14 protein-coding genes are annotated in these 16,084 nt (G+C 44.3%); 10 read left to right on the top strand and 4 right to left on the bottom strand.

Translation table 11 applies throughout. The features are described from left to right. Window positions 1–258: 258 nt before the first annotated feature. The 3 genes from cls (AXI57_RS01825) (at window position 259) to AXI57_RS01835 (ending at window position 4,172) form a co-directional block, all read left to right on the top strand. Window positions 259–1,761 (top strand): cardiolipin synthase, encoded by a 1,503-nt coding sequence (cls, locus tag AXI57_RS01825; protein ID WP_061669083.1) that lies wholly within the window; start codon window positions 259–261, stop codon window positions 1,759–1,761. Between the two features lie 90 nt (window positions 1,762–1,851). Continuing rightward, window positions 1,852–3,576 carry an ABC transporter ATP-binding protein gene (locus tag AXI57_RS01830; protein ID WP_061669084.1) on the top strand — a complete coding sequence of 575 codons (1,725 nt, stop codon included), beginning with the start codon at window positions 1,852–1,854 and terminating at the stop codon, window positions 3,574–3,576. A gap of 71 nt (window positions 3,577–3,647) precedes the next feature. Continuing rightward, window positions 3,648–4,172: a dihydrofolate reductase family protein gene (locus AXI57_RS01835; RefSeq protein ID WP_061669085.1), complete on the top strand. Its 525-nt coding sequence runs from the start codon at window positions 3,648–3,650 to the stop codon at window positions 4,170–4,172. A gap of 65 nt (window positions 4,173–4,237) precedes the next feature. Here AXI57_RS01835 and AXI57_RS01840 read toward each other — a convergent pair whose 3' ends face one another. The 3 genes from AXI57_RS01840 to cls (AXI57_RS01850) form a co-directional block, all read right to left on the bottom strand. After that, the gene (locus AXI57_RS01840) at window positions 4,238–4,510 is read right to left on the bottom strand and encodes a hypothetical protein (protein ID WP_003326516.1); all 273 of its coding nucleotides are present in this window, start codon (window positions 4,508–4,510) and stop codon (window positions 4,238–4,240) included. Window positions 4,511–4,616: 106 nt separating this feature from the next. Next, window positions 4,617–5,579, bottom strand: a complete 963-nt coding sequence (gene uvsE / locus AXI57_RS01845) for a UV DNA damage repair endonuclease UvsE (RefSeq protein WP_003326517.1) — start codon at window positions 5,577–5,579, stop codon at window positions 4,617–4,619. Between the two features lie 12 nt (window positions 5,580–5,591). Then, on the bottom strand, window positions 5,592–6,791 hold the full coding sequence (gene cls / locus AXI57_RS01850) for a cardiolipin synthase (RefSeq protein WP_061669086.1): 1,200 nt from the start codon (window positions 6,789–6,791) through the stop codon (window positions 5,592–5,594). 153 nt (window positions 6,792–6,944) lie between these two features. On the opposite strand from cls (AXI57_RS01850), the gene AXI57_RS01855 reads away from it, so the two are divergent. The 4 genes from AXI57_RS01855 (at window position 6,945) to pyrG (ending at window position 12,825) form a co-directional block, all read left to right on the top strand. Next, window positions 6,945–9,074 (top strand): (Fe-S)-binding protein, encoded by a 2,130-nt coding sequence (locus AXI57_RS01855; RefSeq protein WP_061669087.1) that lies wholly within the window; start codon window positions 6,945–6,947, stop codon window positions 9,072–9,074. Further along, window positions 9,071–10,210: an acyl-CoA dehydrogenase gene (locus AXI57_RS01860; protein WP_003326521.1), complete on the top strand. Its 1,140-nt coding sequence runs from the start codon at window positions 9,071–9,073 to the stop codon at window positions 10,208–10,210. The genes AXI57_RS01855 and AXI57_RS01860 overlap by 4 nt, the downstream gene beginning before the upstream one ends. Window positions 10,211–10,409: 199 nt before the next feature. Continuing rightward, complete coding sequence (rpoE, locus tag AXI57_RS01865) at window positions 10,410–10,943, top strand: DNA-directed RNA polymerase subunit delta (protein WP_061669088.1); 534 nt, start codon at window positions 10,410–10,412, stop codon at window positions 10,941–10,943. 274 nt (window positions 10,944–11,217) lie between these two features. After that, window positions 11,218–12,825 (top strand): glutamine hydrolyzing CTP synthase, encoded by a 1,608-nt coding sequence (gene pyrG / locus AXI57_RS01870; RefSeq protein ID WP_003326522.1) that lies wholly within the window; start codon window positions 11,218–11,220, stop codon window positions 12,823–12,825. A 78-nt stretch (window positions 12,826–12,903) separates the two neighbouring features. On the opposite strand, the gene AXI57_RS01875 is transcribed toward pyrG, so the two are convergent. Continuing rightward, window positions 12,904–13,425: a DUF2529 domain-containing protein gene (locus AXI57_RS01875; protein WP_061669089.1), complete on the bottom strand. Its 522-nt coding sequence runs from the start codon at window positions 13,423–13,425 to the stop codon at window positions 12,904–12,906. Between the two features lie 164 nt (window positions 13,426–13,589). Here AXI57_RS01875 and spo0F point away from each other — a divergent pair, with 164 nt between their 5' ends. The 3 genes from spo0F to fsa all read left to right on the top strand — a co-directional run bounded on the left by spo0F (window position 13,590) and on the right by fsa (window position 15,751). Continuing rightward, on the top strand, window positions 13,590–13,964 hold the full coding sequence (gene spo0F, locus AXI57_RS01880; protein WP_010790218.1) for a sporulation initiation phosphotransferase Spo0F: 375 nt from the start codon (window positions 13,590–13,592) through the stop codon (window positions 13,962–13,964). Between the two features lie 180 nt (window positions 13,965–14,144). Beyond that, entirely contained in the window at window positions 14,145–15,002 is an 858-nt protein-coding gene (locus AXI57_RS01885; protein WP_003326525.1) for a class II fructose-bisphosphate aldolase, read from the top strand. Between the two features lie 110 nt (window positions 15,003–15,112). Next, the gene (gene fsa / locus AXI57_RS01890) at window positions 15,113–15,751 is read left to right on the top strand and encodes a fructose-6-phosphate aldolase (RefSeq protein ID WP_003326526.1); all 639 of its coding nucleotides are present in this window, start codon (window positions 15,113–15,115) and stop codon (window positions 15,749–15,751) included. Window positions 15,752–16,084 lie beyond the last annotated feature (333 nt).

Raw genomic sequence — 16,084 nt, forward strand, 5'->3', positions numbered from 1 at the left:
AATGTTATATAAAAAAATAAAAATGTAAGACATTTTCTGACAAGGTGTTTGTTCGTCAGAAAAAATACTGTTATTTTTATATATGAAAATAGTAATATTTCCTAGCCTTGCTTAAAAGCATCAGTCCGGGCCAGTCGCAGGAAGCATCATCATAAGCCTTTTCGCCCAGAGCGAGGGGGCTTTTTTTCATAGAAAGGTTTAAAAGTTAGAAATAAGAGGAAATACGGAGGTAATCGGATCAGATTGGAGAGAATACAGATGCTCAAAAGGAGACTGGAATTTTTCTTTTTATACATTATGCTCATCGGGGCGTACATCATATGGTTTTTTCCGGTTTCCAGGCTGGAGTTTTACGGAGGTTTGCTATGTTATGTCAGCATCATTCTTTTCAGTATTTATTCCTTAATTCTTGAAAACCGAACATCTCAGCATACGCTGTTATGGATACATATCCTCGTCTTTTTTCCGATCGCAGGCTACATGTTCTATCTGTTTTCCGGACAGCTCTATGTGAAGGGCAAGCTTTTTAAAACAAAGCGAATGTACAACAGAGAAAAGCTCCGCAAGCTGTTTGATAAGGAGGAAACGCCTGAAGTGAAGGGGCTTAAGGACAATCAAGAAAGATTCTTTACTTATTCGATCAGGGCCACACATATGAATATTAATACGAAAAGTAATATAAAAGTGCTGAAAAACGGGGAACAAACCTTTCCCGAGATTTTCAAAGCGATGCGGGAAGCGGAGTCTTATATACATATTGAATACTACATGTTTAAGTCAGATATGCTTGGCCATGGCATGATGGATATTATGATCGAAAAAGCGCGCCAGGGTGTCGAGGTGCGGTTTTTATACGACGCGGCGGGAAGCATCAAATTGGCGGGGAAGGACATCTTCAAACTGAAAGAAGCGGGTGTAGACATCGTTCCGTTTTCCCCGTTGAAGTACGGATTTTTCAACCAGAAACTCAACTTCAGAAATCACCGGAAAATCGTGGTCATAGACGGCAAGGTCGGTTTTGTCGGCGGATTGAATGTCGGAAAAGAATATATCAGCAGAGATCAGGGCATCGGATTTTGGAGAGATACACACCTGCGGCTGGAAGGAGAAATTGTGCAAACGCTTCACGCCATCTTTATGCTTGATTGGGAATACATATCAAATGAAGTGTTGATCGATCAAAAAGCATACAATACGCCGGTCCCTGCGGAGGGCGGCGGCATTTATCAAATTGTCGCGACAGGTCCTGACATGAAGGAAAGCATGAGCGACCTCTATTATGAAATGATTTCATCTGCGTCGAAATCAGTGTGGATTGCAACGCCTTATTTTGTTCCGAATGAACCGATCCGCACCGCTCTGAAGGCCGCCGCAACAAAAGGCGTGCAGGTTCGTGTCATGGTGCCGGAGACCAATGACAGCTTTTTAACACAATACGCGTCGAGATCATATTTTCCGGAGCTTCTTCTCGAGGGCATTGAAGTGTATTCGTACCAAAAAGGCTTTATGCATCAAAAAGTCTTGATTATTGATGGAGATCTCGCATCAGTCGGCACCGCGAACATGGACATGCGCAGCTTTCAGCTCAATTTTGAAGTGAACGTCTTTTTCACGGACGACGAAGCGATCCGGGAGCTCGAAACCCATTTCCAAGAGGATATGCTGGAAAGTGAGAAAATCAGCCCTGTCGGCTTTTATAAAAGAGGAATGGCCGATCGGACAAAAGAATCGTTTGCCCGCTTATTTTCAGGTGTCCTGTAAGAAAAAGAAAATCTATCTTTCAAAACAACCAGTGTATAGTATAATTGAGAAATCTTATCAACGATTATTCGTGCATTGGGGGAAGATTGTGTGCTGCGTCAATTTTTTGCGTACTATAAACCATATAAAACCTTGTTCTTTCTCGACTTTTTCTCGGCGATTGCAGGCGGCTTAATGGAGCTGAGTTTTCCTTTGATCGTCAATTATTTCATTGATACATTGCTTCCGGGAAGAGATTGGGGGCTGATCATCGCGACCTCTATCGCGTTGTTTGCGGTATACGCAATCAGCTCAGGCCTCCAATATATCGTCACCTACTGGGGGCATATGCTCGGCATCAATATCGAAACAGATATGAGAAAATCACTTTTTGACCATCTTCAAAAGCTGTCTTTTAAATTTTATGACAACAACAAGACGGGAAAATTAATGTCCAAGCTGACGAACGATTTAATGTACATCGGAGAAGTCGCGCATCACGGACCTGAAGATTTGTTCATCGCCATTATGACGATTCTCGGAGCGTTCGGGGTTATGCTGTTTATTAACTGGCAGCTCGCTTTATTAACGTTTATCATCATGCCGGTCGTCATTTGGCTTGCGCTTTATTTCAACAAAAAGATGACCAAAGCGTTCACAATGCTGAACAAGGACATCGGAGATTTCAGTGCGCGGGTGGAAAATAATATCGGAGGCATCCGGCTCGTTCAAGCGTTCGGCAACGAAGAGTTTGAAAAAGAGCGCTTCGCTGTAAATAATCAGCGCTTCCGCCTGACTAAGCTGTCCTCATACAAAATCATGGCGAAAAACGGCTCAATCAGCTATATGCTGACACGGTTTGTCACGCTGTTTGTCCTTCTGTGCGGAACGTGGTTTGTCATTCGCGGATCATTAACGTACGGGGAATTTGTGGCATTTGTTCTGTTAACGAATGTGCTGTTCCGGCCGATTGATAAAATCAACGCCATCATTGAAATGTATCCGAGGGGAATTGCGGGCTTTAAAAGCTATATGGAGCTGATGGAGACAGAGCCGGATATTCAGGATTCACCTCAAGCAAGAGAGGTATCTGCGTTAAAAGGAGATATCAGATATCAAAATGTATCATTTGGATATGAAGAAAACAGCAATGTTTTGAAAAATGTCAGCCTGTCGATCAAAGCAGGAGAAACAGTGGCGTTCGTAGGTCCGTCCGGTGCCGGGAAATCAACGCTGTGCAGTTTGCTCCCGCGTTTTTACGAGACCGTTGAAGGAGACATTACGATAGACGGGATCAATATTAAAGAGATAAAAGTGCCGTCTCTCCGCGGGCAGATCGGCATCGTCCAGCAGGATGTCTTCTTGTTTGCCGGAACACTGAGGGAAAATATCGCCTACGGCCGATTAGGAGCGACAGAAGAGGAGATATGGAAGGCAGTCAAACAAGCCCATCTGGAAGAGCTTGTGAACAGCTATCCAGAAGGCTTGGACACGCTTATCGGCGAGCGCGGCGTTAAGCTGTCGGGAGGCCAAAAGCAGCGTTTGTCGATTGCCAGAATGTTTTTGAAAAACCCATCTATCCTTATTCTTGACGAAGCGACATCCGCACTTGATACAGAAACAGAAGCCGCCATCCAAAAGGCGCTGCAAGAGCTGTCAAAAGGACGGACAACGCTTATCATCGCCCACAGGCTGGCAACGATTAAACACGCCGACCGGATCGTTGTCGTCACTAAGGACGGAATCGCCGAGCAGGGCCGCCACAGTGAATTGATCGCGTCAGGAGGCATTTACAGCAGGCTGCATCAAGCGCAGTTCGGGGAAATGGTGCATTAGCAGAATTTGTTAAGGCGTATCACAGATCATGTGGTACGCTTTTTATATCTGCACATTTAGGAGGAAAAAAGATGAACCGAAAAACGATTCTCTACATTGCCGCTTCAGTAGACGGTTTTATCGCAAGAGAGGATGGAAGCATTGACTGGCTGGATGACTTTGAAGGAGAGGGCGACAATGGGTACGGAGATTTTTATCAAACCATTGATACTGTCATTTTAGGGCGCAGCACATATGAACATATAAAAGTCCTCGCGGCTGATTTTCCATACAAGGATAAAACATGTTATGTTCTGACAAAAACGCCGGACCGTTTTTCAGATGAACATGTCATATTCATTCATGAAGATATGAAAGATTTCATTCAGCGGTTAAAAAAACAGAGTGGCTCCAACATCTGGATCGCAGGCGGGGCGGAGCTGGCTCATACGCTGATAAAAGAAGGGGCAATAGACGAGTTTATCATGACTATGATTCCGGTCATGCTGGGAAGCGGCATTCCGCTGTTCCATGAGCATCAGACTGAGACAAAGCTTCGTTTAACGGATATGCGGCGTTTCGGACAGGCGGCGCAGCTTCATTATGAAGCAACCTAAGAGAATTAAAAAAGAATAGATAAAAGCGTTGATTGGCGCTTTTATCTATTCTTATATATGTAATATTAGTGAACTTGTTTTTCTGCCGGCTCAATCAAGCCTTGGAACTTTTCAATCATATGATCCGCTTTTTTTCCTTCGATTACAATTAAATACTCATTTTCTTTATGAGCCATTCTAAACGTTTCCAGCTCAATCAAATCTCTAATTTTACACATGGTTTTTTTAGAGTAAATATATAGTTCATGGCTTCCTGAATGGCAAAGCTGATAAAGCTGAATCAAATTTTTTAATGTAAAAGCCTGTGCGGCGATTTTGAGAGATTTTATGTTTTTCATGGTTTTTTTCCTCCATCTATTGTTCTGTTCGATTGATGACGCTTGTTACAGGGAACGTTCCCTTTATGTGCAGGCGCTAAACCTGCATGAGCATATCCAAGCTTTATCACGATTTCCATTGCAATGTTCCGCCCCCAATCCGCTTGACTCCGCGAATTGCGCTTAATTCGTCAAGAAGCCGGAGAAGCGCGCGGTCTTTTTGCTTGGCCTCAATCATAAAATCAATGTTTGTTCCCCATTGTCTGAAACGCTCCAATAACGGCAGCAAAAAATTAGCATCGACATAATCGGCGTGGCTGCGAATGGCGTTATCTGATTTGGGAGATGAGAGATGGACCTTCGGCTGCAAACCGATTCTTTTCCACGTTTTAATCATCCTGGGCAGCGCTTCATTCAGATCGGCTTCATCCGTTGGATTTGCGTAAAAGTGATGATAATCAAAGACGAACGGAACTCCCTCTTGCTCACAGACAGCCAAGGTCTCTTCGGTTGTGTACGTTTTATCATCGTTTTCGAGCGTCATCCGCTGTTTTATTTCCTCCGGAAGCTGTTTTATATTTTCATGAAAACGGTCAATTGCGCCGGCTTTATCACCATAAGCTCCGCCGATGTGAATATTAATGACCGAGCGATCAGCAATATCCATCGCTTCGAGCATATGATAATGATAAGCCATATCGGTCACGGCGTTTTTTGTAATGGTTTCTTTCGGGCTGGTAAACAGCGTAAATTGGTTGGGATGAAAGCTTGTTCTGAGATTGTGTTTTTTCACAAGCTCCCCGATCTCCCGAAACTCTTTCTGAAAAGGAGTGACAAAATCCCACATGACGTCGGGATGGGTGGCCAGCGGTACGATTGAGCTTGAAAAACGGTATAACGGGATGTCATGGCCGATTGTATAATAGATGGTCCGCAGGGTATTGTTCAGATTGGCCTTTGTTGTATAAAGAAGCGCTTCCTTTCTTTCTGTTTTCGAAAGCGCAGCGTAACGGGTGAATGTCAGCGTTTTTGCCGGAGACGCATCCCACAGGCTCATCGCATTTGACACGTACCCAAATCTGAAAATCATAGGATCTCTCCTTCACAAAAAATAAGATAGCGCTTTGCCGAGCCATTCTGCCGGTCTTTGCCGAATTGAACGCTTTTTATAATATTCTTTCGTCAGCAGATCAGATTTTTTGATATCCAGCTCAATGGTTTCCAGCACTGTTTTTGTAAATGCCTCATCATCAATGACAACATTCATCTCTTCATTCAAAAAAAAGCTGCGCTTATCAAAATTAGCCGTGCCGATAATGCTGATGATGTCATCTATAACCATTGCTTTCACATGATAAAATCCTTGATAAAAACGATAAATCATGCAGCCTGCATCCAACAGCTCAGCATAGTAAGTGAAGCCGGCCTCTCTGACCAGCGGGTGATCCGATTTCATAGGGACAATAAGCGTAACCGATACGCCGTTTTTTCTTGCTTCTAACAACGCCTGCTGAAGCCGCTTGCTCGGAATATAATAAGGCGTGCATATGATAATGCTCTGCTTGGCAAGACGGATGTGTGATAAATAGCTTTCCTCAAGAGAAAAACCATCACTCGCATAGATGGTATGAGAGAGATTCCCTTGCGGAAGCTGAGGGAAGACATCTGAGGCTGTTTCAGCAGGACCGCCATTTCGCTTGAGATCCTCTAAAAAAACCGTTTGAAGGTCGGCTACGCCCTTTCCCGTCATTCGCAGGTGATAGTCTTCCCAATTACCGAATTTCGCTTTTTTGCCAAGGTATTCACCCGCGATATTAAATCCGCCGACATAGCCGATTTTCCCGTCAATCACCGAGAGCTTTCTATGATTGCGTTTTTGCATACGAAAGAAAAAATAAGGGAAGGCGGGCCGGTTAAGTAAATAAACCCGGACACCGGCGCTTTTCATCGTTTTCAGAGTGTCTTTTTTTATCGTGCGTCCGACGGCCCAGTCCAGCAGCAAATATACGGGCATTCCGGTTTTGGCTTTTTCCTTCAGCAAAGCATACATATCATGGCTGACCTCGTCGTTTTTCATGATAAAAAACAACACATGAATAGAAGATGAGGCTTGGCGGATGTCATCCATAAGACGCTGGAAAAGAACATTTCCGTTATCTATCAGTTCGATATCGCTTTTTTTCTTTGAAAAAACAGGCTCATATGCTTTTTTTCTGTAAGCCGCCCGACCGAGAAATATATCAAGCAGCAACAAGGCGAACAGGAGGATTAGAATAATAAGAATTGCAAAAAAGACCTTCATTAAGACACTCCTTTCCTGAAGTAACTGTAGTGTGCCCAGAGAAAGGAAATTTAATTATTGACTGAACACTCATTCATTATTTATGATAAAGATAACCTTATACAGATTCGGAATGGGGATCAGAGTCTGAAGGAGAATAAAGGGGGAATCGGAATGAGCGGCTTTCTCGTCGTGAATACACTGGCATTTTTGCTTGTAACCGCTTACGCTGTCTATCTGTTTTTTTATTTGATCAAAACAAGGCTGGCTTATATCAGACTCGGCCAAAGGGAGCAATTTGACAAACGGTTGAAAGAACGGCTTCAACGCATTTGGGTGAATGTGTTCGGCCAGAAAAAACTGCTCAAGGATAAAAAAAGCGGGATCATCCACGTTTTATTTTTCTATGGATTCATTCTCGTCCAGTTCGGAGCAATTGATTTTATTATAAAAGGACTGCTTCCGGACAGGCGATTGCCGCTTGGGCCGGTATATCCTGCATTTACCTTCTTTCAGGAAATCGTCACCTTTCTTATCTTAATTGCGGTTTTCTGGGCGTTTCACAGGCGCTACATTGAGAAGCTTGTCAGACTCAAACGCGGGTTTAAATCAGGGCTTGTCCTCATCTTCATCGGCGGGCTGATGCTGACTGTTTTACTTGGAAACGGAATGAATCTCATTTGGCACCATCACAGCCTTTCTTGGAGCGAACCGATCGCATCGGCGATTGCGTTTCTGCTTGGAGGAATAGGAGAGACCGGAGCCGCCGCCGTGTTCTATGTTGCTTGGTGGGCGCATCTGTTGATTTTGCTGAGCTTTTTAGTATATGTGCCGCAATCTAAGCATGCGCATTTAATCGCCGGACCCGCGAATGTCTTTTTCAGCAGACTGACAGCGCCGGGCAAGCTTGAGAAGATTGATTTCACTGATGAAACAAAAGAAAGTTTCGGCGTGGGAAACATTGAGGACTTCCGTCAGTCCCAGCTCATTGACTTATATGCGTGCGTGGAATGCGGTCGCTGCACCAATATGTGCCCGGCTTCCGGCACCGGAAAAATGCTGTCGCCGATGGATTTAATCTTACGTCTGAGAGACCATCTGACTGAAAAAGGCGCTGCCGTCACATCGAGATCGCCGTGGGTGCCTGCGCTTGCGTTTCAGCATACGAAAGGCAACCAGCTTGCGGCCGCTTCTGCCGCAAGCGGGTCAAAGGAAGCCGCTGCCGCCGCTGAATACAGTCCGGACTTAATCGGAGACGTCATTACAGAGGAAGAAATTTGGGCCTGCACCACATGCCGAAATTGTGAGGACCAGTGCCCTGTCATGAACGAGCATGTGGATAAAATTATCGACCTCCGCCGTTATCTGGTTCTTACTGAAGGAAAGATGGACAGTGACGCGCAGCGGGCGATGACAAGCATCGAAAGGCAAGGAAATCCATGGGGCTTGAACCGCAAAGAACGCGAAAACTGGCGGGACGCAGCTTCAGACGTAGAAATACCTACTGTAAAAGAAATGAAAAAAGCAGATAAAGAATTCGAGTATTTATTCTGGGTCGGTTCCATGGGTTCATATGATAACCGGAGCCAAAAAATCGCCGTTACCTTCGCCAAGCTGATGAATGAAGCCGGCGTTTCATTTGCCATTCTCGGCAATAAAGAAAAAAACTCAGGAGATACGCCGCGCCGCCTCGGAAATGAGTTTTTATTTCAAGAGCTGGCCGAAAAAAATATTTCTGAATTTGAAAAAAATGATGTGAAAAAAATTGTGACCATCGACCCGCACGCATACAATTTATTTAAAAATGAATATCCTGATTTCGGATTTCAAGGCGAGGTCTTTCATCATACCGAAGTGCTGGCCGACTTGGTGAAGAACGGAAAACTCAAACCGAAGCATCCCGTAAATGAAACCATCACCTTCCATGACTCATGCTATTTGGGCAGGTACAATGAAGTGTATGAACCGCCGAGAACCATTTTAAAAGCAATCCCGGGCGTCCGGCTGACAGAAATGGAGCGCAGCCGGGAAAACGGAATGTGCTGCGGAGCCGGAGGGGGATTAATGTGGATGGAGGAAGAAACGGGCAACAGAATCAATGTCGCCAGGGCAGAACAGGCGCTATCCGTTAACCCGTCAATCATCAGTTCAGGCTGTCCGTATTGCCTCACGATGCTTGGCGACGGCACAAAAGCAAAAGAAGCAGAAGACCGCGTCGGAACATACGATGTCGCTGAACTTCTGGCTCAATCTGTCTTTGGCAGTCATCAAGGTGAACCAGTGAAGGCGGAGGAGAAGCTATGAATTTCAATTTATCAGATGAACATGAAATGATTAGAAAATTGGTTCGCGACTTTGCGAAGAATGAAGTAGCCCCGTCAGCAGCAGAACGTGACGAACAAGAACGCTTCGACAGAGGGCTGTTTCAAGAGATGGCTGATCTGGGGCTGACGGGCATACCTTGGCCTGAACAATACGGAGGGATCGGAAGCGACTATCTTGCCTATGTCATTGCGGTGGAGGAGCTCTCTAAGGTATGCGCTTCAACGGGGGTGACGCTCTCCGCCCATACCTCCCTTTGCGGCTGGCCGCTTTATGCTTATGGGACGGAGGAACAAAAACAGACGTATCTTACACCGCTTGCCCTCGGAGAGAAGATCGGCGCTTACGGATTAACTGAAGCGGGATCGGGATCAGATGCCGGTGGAATGAAAACCGTCGCCGAAAGAATCGGAGATGACTATTTATTAAACGGTTCGAAAATCTTTATAACGAACGGCGGGGCGGCTGATATTTACATTGTCTTTGCCGTTACTGACCCTGAACAAAGGAAAAAAAGTGTAACTGCTTTTATCGTTGAGAAAGGATTCGAAGGCTTTTCCATAGGCAAAAAAGAAAAAAAACTCGGCATCCGTTCCTCACCGACAACAGAAATTATCTTTGAAGACTGCCTCGTGCCCGCAAAAAACCGTCTCGGCGAGGAAGGGGAAGGGTTCAAGATCGCGATGAGCACGCTTGACGGCGGACGGAACGGCATTGCGGCGCAGGCCGTCGGTATCGCTCAAGGCGCCTTAGATGCGGCGCTTCAGTATGCAAAGGAAAGAAAACAGTTCGGTAAGCCTGTTGCAGAGCAGCAGGCCATCGCCTTTAAGCTTGCCGACATGGCGACAATGATAGAAGCCTCGAGGCTTTTGACTTATCAGGCTGCGTGGCTGGAATCCTCGGGGCTTCCGTATGGAAAAGCTTCCGCGATGTCTAAACTGTTAGCGGGGGATACGGCGATGAAGGTTACAACGGAAGCCGTTCAAATCTTCGGAGGCTACGGCTATACAAAGGATTACCCGGTTGAACGCTATATGCGAGACGCGAAAATCACTCAAATCTATGAAGGAACCCAAGAAATTCAAAGGCTGGTGATTTCAAGGATGCTCGCGAATTAAAGCACGTTTCTATCATTCCAATTCAGCCCAAAGGCGGCACTCCGCTAAAAAATCTTAAATTAACACTGTTTAGGGTAGCATAATCTGTTTTATTTTGTTTATAATGAGAGGTATGGTTTGTCTTAAGAACAATACAAAATCGCTTTTATTATAGGATAAAAACAGATACATATAAGTAATAGAAAGGGAGTGTCTGACCTTGGGTATCAAACAATATTCACAGGAACAGCTAAAGGAAATGGCTTTAGTTGAAATCGCTCATGAAATGTTTTCAGACAGTAAAAAACCAGTTCCTTTTCAGGAGCTTTTAAATGAAATTGCTTCATTGCTCGGTGTAAAAAAAGAAGATTTGGGAGACCGGATCGCACAGTTTTATACAGACTTAAATATAGACGGCCGATTCTTGGCTTTGTCTGACCAGACTTGGGGCCTTCGCAGCTGGTATCCTTATGATCAGCTGGATGAAGAAACACAGCCGACCGTTAAGGCGAAAAAGAAAAAAGCGAAGAAGGCTGTCGAAGAAGATCTTGACCTTGATGAATTTGAAGTGGTCGATGAAGATGATATCGATTTGAATGAAGTTGAGGAAGAGCTGGATCTTGAGGCTGACGAATTTGATGATATTGATGAAGACGATGACGAAGAAGAAGACTTAGACATCGATGAAGATCTGATTGACGATGAAGAAGATGAAGAAGATGACTTAGATGAAGATGAGGAGAAAAAAGAGTAGAAGGCGGATTCTTTTTTCCGAAATAAAACCATCTTGACTTTCATAGTCGAACTATGTAGTATGTATTTTGGGCTCTTCAAAAAGAAGAGGAATTCATACGAATGCTACGCTCCCTTTCAAGAAATTGAAAGGGAGCTTTCTTATTTTCACCCCGATATAACGGTATTTTCTTTGCATAATCATTTAGAAATAGAAGCAAAAAAACTAAATGATTTTTTATAAAACGGTACATTTTAAAGAATGTAGCTTAGACCGAAGAGAGGAGCAATCGAAAATGACTAAATATATTTTTGTGACCGGGGGAGTTGTATCCTCGCTTGGAAAGGGTATTGTTGCCGCATCATTGGGACGTTTGCTGAAAAACAGAGGACTGAATGTGACAATCCAAAAATTTGACCCGTATATCAACGTCGACCCGGGAACTATGAGCCCATACCAGCATGGTGAGGTTTTCGTTACAGATGACGGAGCTGAGACAGACTTAGACTTAGGCCACTATGAGCGTTTTATCGACATTAACTTAAACAAATTCAGCAACGTAACAACAGGTAAAATCTACTCCACGGTTCTGAAAAAAGAGCGCAGAGGAGACTATCTGGGCGGAACGGTTCAAGTTATTCCCCATATCACTAATGAACTGAAAGACCGTGTTTACCGCGCAGGAAAAGAAACAAAAGCGGATGTTGTCATTACAGAAATCGGAGGTACAGTAGGAGATATTGAATCCCTGCCGTTCCTTGAAGCGATCCGCCAAATGAAAAGTGACATCGGACGAGAAAACGTAATGTACATTCACTGTACACTCGTGCCTTATATTAAAGCTGCGGGAGAATTGAAAACAAAGCCGACCCAGCACAGTGTGAAAGAATTAAGAAGCTTAGGCATTCAGCCTAATATCATTGTGGTCCGCACTGAAATGCCGATCTCACAAGATATGAAAGACAAGATTGCTCTTTTCTGTGACATCGACACGAAAGCGGTTATTGAATGTGAAGATGCGGACAACCTGTACTCCATTCCCCTTGAACTGCAAAAACAAGGACTTGATAAGCTTGTCTGCAATCATATGAACTTAGAATGTAAGGATGCAGAAATGTCAGAGTGGAAAGAGCTTGTCAACAGAGTAAGCAATTTGTCTAAAACCGTGACAATCGGTCTCGTGGGCAAATATGTAGAGCTTCAAGATGCTTATATTTCTGTTGTTGAGTCACTTCGCCACGCGGGTTACGCGTTTGACGCTGATGTGAAAGTGAAATGGATCAATGCCGAAGAAGTGACAGAAAGCAATATCCATGAGCTGACAAGCGGCACAGACGGCATCATCGTTCCAGGCGGATTCGGCGATCGCGGCGTGGAAGGAAAAATCATTGCGACAAAATACGCGCGTGAAAACAAAGTTCCTTTCTTCGGTATTTGCTTAGGTATGCAAGTGGCATCCATCGAATATGCGAGAAACGTGTTAGGACTTGAAGGTGCTCATTCAGCTGAAATTGATCCTTCAACGCCATATCCGATCATTGACCTTCTGCCTGAACAGAAGGATGTGGAAGACCTTGGAGGAACGCTCCGCCTAGGCCTTTACCCTTGTAAGCTAATAGAAGGAACAAAAGCCTTTGAAGCATATCAAGATGAAGTGGTTTACGAACGCCATCGCCACCGCTACGAGTTCAACAACGAATTCAGACAGCAGATGGAAGCAAACGGTTTTGTATTCTCAGGCACAAGCCCGGACGGACGTCTTGTGGAAATCATCGAACTGAAGGATCACCCATGGTTCGTGGCATCCCAGTTCCATCCTGAATTTAAATCAAGACCGACAAAACCTCAATCTTTATTCAAAGACTTTATCGGAGCCTCTGTGGAAGCTTCAGACCAGAAATAATAAAAAAAGACTTGCCGTTTGTCAAAACGTGCAAGTCTTTTTTATTTGGTATTTCTGTCATTCGGCCTGTACAATAGGCTAAGCATACTCTTGAAGAATCTCCTTTAATGTAAAAGACAGCGCGTGGTACACGTACAGACCTACCATCAAAGAAGGAAATCCGTACCTTGTGCCATCCTCATCAGGTACGAGGGGCATTTTTAATTTTGTATCAATATGAACATCGCAGTATTGTTCAATTCCGTTTTGATCCTTCACAACGGGTGACACACATACAACGCCGGCGCCTTTTTCATACAGCTCTTTCGCAAGCGCCTGTTCTTCCTCTGTTCCCGGACTCGAACAAAACATGAGCACCCTGTCGCTTTCAGTTATATGTTCAATGCTGTCAGGAAAGACTTTTACTGAAGGAAACGGTTCTCTGCCGGCAGATGCTTCCTGAAGAATGCCCTGCAATTCATTCGCTCCATATAAATAAATGGAATGTCCGCTGACCACGGCCTGCGCAAGCAACCGGGCCCCATCTTCAATTGCTTCTGATTCCTTATCCTGAATGCGTGAAAAAATGCCTGTCAATTGCGTTGTGAATATTTTCAACATAGGTGAAGCCTCCTTTATAACGTACAATTTAGTATATAACAAAAGAGAAATTGCTCAGAAAATGTCGGAAAGTAGACTATTATAATTAAAGGAAATGAGAAAATCAAACAGAATACATTAACTACTGCTTACTTTTGACGAAAATCATAACATTGAGGTGTAAAATGATGAATGAGAAAATTTTAATCGTTGATGATCAATACGGAATTCGTATTTTGCTTAATGAAGTATTCAATAAAGAAGGCTATCAGACGTTTCAGGCTGCGAACGGCCTTCAGGCGCTCGACATCGTGACAAAGGAACGCCCTGATCTTGTTCTCCTGGATATGAAGATACCAGGTATGGACGGAATCGAGATTCTGAAACGAATGAAGGTTATCGACGAAAGCATCCGTGTGATCATCATGACCGCATACGGCGAGCTGGATATGATTCAGGAATCAAAAGACTTGGGTGCGCTTACACATTTCGCTAAGCCTTTTGATATTGACGAAATCCGGGACGCGGTGAAAAAATATTTGCCGCTGAAATCAAACTGACAAAAATAAGAAACAAATTGAATCATGCCATTATGTTGCCGATTTGTCGAAAAGTTGGTATCCTAGAGGTGGAGAAAAAGCGATCTGAGAATTTACATATGACGAGAATTTATGGTCATGCTAGGGTGGAAAGCTTTTTTCGCTAGAAGCAAATCAGGCTACATAAGGAGGACTTTCGACATGCCTTTAGTTTCAATGACGGAAATGTTGAATACAGCTAAAGAAAAAGGATATGCTGTTGGACAATTTAATTTAAACAACCTGGAGTTTACTCAAGCAATTTTACAAGCTGCTCAAGAGGAAAAATCTCCAGTTATTCTTGGTGTATCAGAAGGTGCGGGACGCTACATGGGCGGCTTTAAAACAGTCGTAGCTATGGTGAAAGCACTTATCGAAGAATATAATGTGACAGTTCCTGTTGCGATTCACTTAGACCACGGTTCAAGCTTTGAATCTTGTGCAAAAGCGATTCATGCAGGTTTCACATCTGTTATGATCGACGCTTCTCATCACCCGTTTGAAGAGAACGTAGAAACAACTTCAAAAGTGGTTGAGCTTGCTCATTTCCACGGCGTATCTGTTGAAGCTGAGCTTGGAACAGTCGGCGGACAAGAAGATGACGTTATCGCAGAAGGCGTAATCTACGCTGACCCTAAAGAGTGCCAAGAGCTTGTTGAACGCACTGGCATCGACTGCCTTGCACCTGCATTGGGTTCTGTTCACGGTCCTTACAAAGGTGAACCAAACCTTGGTTTCGAAGAAATGGAAGCGATCGGTAAATCAACTGGTCTTCCGCTAGTTCTTCACGGCGGTACTGGAATTCCGACTGACGACATTAAAAAATCAATTTCACTTGGCACAGCCAAAATCAACGTAAACACTGAAAACCAAATTGCTTCTGCAAAAGCTGTTCGCGAAACACTAGCAGAAAAGCCAAACGAATACGATCCGCGTAAATACCTCGGACCTGCTCGCGAAGCGATTAAAGCAACGGTTATCGGTAAAATGCGTGAATTTGGTTCTTCAAACCAAGCTTAATTTAATTCATAACCGCCTGACAGCTTTGACAGGCGGTTTTATGTCTATCGTTAGAAAGCGCAAACATGTTCCACAGTTCAGAAATTTCTTAACCAGGGAGGTTCTTCAAAATGTTGTTTTTTATTGATACAGCAAATATTGATGAAATTAAAGAAGCGTATGAATTAGGGGTTCTTGCGGGTGTTACGACAAATCCTAGTTTAGTAGCGAAGGAAGCGAACGTATCATTCCACGACCGCCTGCGCGAAATCACTGAAGTGGTGCCGGGCTCAGTAAGCGCAGAGGTTATTTCCCTCAACGCTGAAGAGATGATTGAAGAAGGAAAAGAATTGGCGAAGATCGCCCCTAATATCACAGTGAAAATCCCAATGACTTCTGACGGTTTAAAAGCGGTCAAAGCGTTGAGTGATCTGAACATAAAAACGAACGTCACGCTGATTTTCAGTGCGAATCAGGCGCTTCTTGCGGCAAGAGCCGGCGCAACCTATGTCTCTCCTTTCTTAGGCCGTCTTGACGATATCGGCCACAATGGCCTTGAACTGATCTCTGAAATCAAACAAATCTTTGACGTGCACGGATTAGATACGCAGATCATTGCGGCATCCATCCGCCATGCCCAGCACGTAACTGAGGCTGCGTTAAGAGGGGCTCATATCGGCACAATGCCGCTTAAAGTCATTCATCAGCTGACAAAGCACCCATTGACAGACAAAGGTATCGAACAATTCTTGGCTGATTGGAATAAGTAATGAAGATTGCGGCAAACGGCCGGCTTATTGTCTGTTTGCCGCAGCCTTCGTTTTTATAAGCTCATACAGCGGACCTTTGGGCGCTAAGGTATGATTCTTGCTCTTGCGCATCGCCGGGATTGAAGGGTGTACGTGCTGCGTTTTGCCGGATTTCTAAAAGACGGCCGGGTCTCTGTACAACATGTGAAACCAATGCCCCGCAAAGCTTCGCTATTTTCTTCCCGATAATTCACATTGTGTTGTATTCTTTCTCTTCGAATTGGCTAGATTTTGGACATGGGCTTTTATTTGCAGAGACAGAATAAAATGCCATTTTATTTACGCTCCGCAGCT

Origin of the sequence: Bacillus atrophaeus (assembly GCF_001584335.1) — a bacterium.
Taxonomy (GTDB): Bacteria; Bacillota; Bacilli; order Bacillales; family Bacillaceae; genus Bacillus; species Bacillus atrophaeus.

Excerpts from the sequence above, each read along its gene's own strand:
- AXI57_RS01875 (WP_061669089.1), bottom strand. The coding sequence starts at position 13,425 with ATGTTGAAAATATTCACAACGCAATTGACAGGCATTTTTTCACGCATT.
- cls (WP_061669083.1), top strand. The coding sequence starts at position 259 with ATGCTCAAAAGGAGACTGGAATTTTTCTTTTTATACATTATGCTCATC.
- AXI57_RS01860 (WP_003326521.1), top strand. The coding sequence starts at position 9,071 with ATGAATTTCAATTTATCAGATGAACATGAAATGATTAGAAAATTGGTT.
- fsa (WP_003326526.1), top strand. The coding sequence starts at position 15,113 with ATGTTGTTTTTTATTGATACAGCAAATATTGATGAAATTAAAGAAGCG.
- AXI57_RS01885 (WP_003326525.1), top strand. The coding sequence starts at position 14,145 with ATGCCTTTAGTTTCAATGACGGAAATGTTGAATACAGCTAAAGAAAAA.
- pyrG (WP_003326522.1), top strand. The coding sequence starts at position 11,218 with ATGACTAAATATATTTTTGTGACCGGGGGAGTTGTATCCTCGCTTGGA.
- AXI57_RS01835 (WP_061669085.1), top strand. The coding sequence starts at position 3,648 with ATGAACCGAAAAACGATTCTCTACATTGCCGCTTCAGTAGACGGTTTT.
- spo0F (WP_010790218.1), top strand. The coding sequence starts at position 13,590 with ATGATGAATGAGAAAATTTTAATCGTTGATGATCAATACGGAATTCGT.
- AXI57_RS01840 (WP_003326516.1), bottom strand. The coding sequence starts at position 4,510 with ATGAAAAACATAAAATCTCTCAAAATCGCCGCACAGGCTTTTACATTA.
- AXI57_RS01855 (WP_061669087.1), top strand. The coding sequence starts at position 6,945 with ATGAGCGGCTTTCTCGTCGTGAATACACTGGCATTTTTGCTTGTAACC.
- uvsE (WP_003326517.1), bottom strand. The coding sequence starts at position 5,579 with ATGATTTTCAGATTTGGGTACGTGTCAAATGCGATGAGCCTGTGGGAT.
- cls (WP_061669086.1), bottom strand. The coding sequence starts at position 6,791 with ATGAAGGTCTTTTTTGCAATTCTTATTATTCTAATCCTCCTGTTCGCC.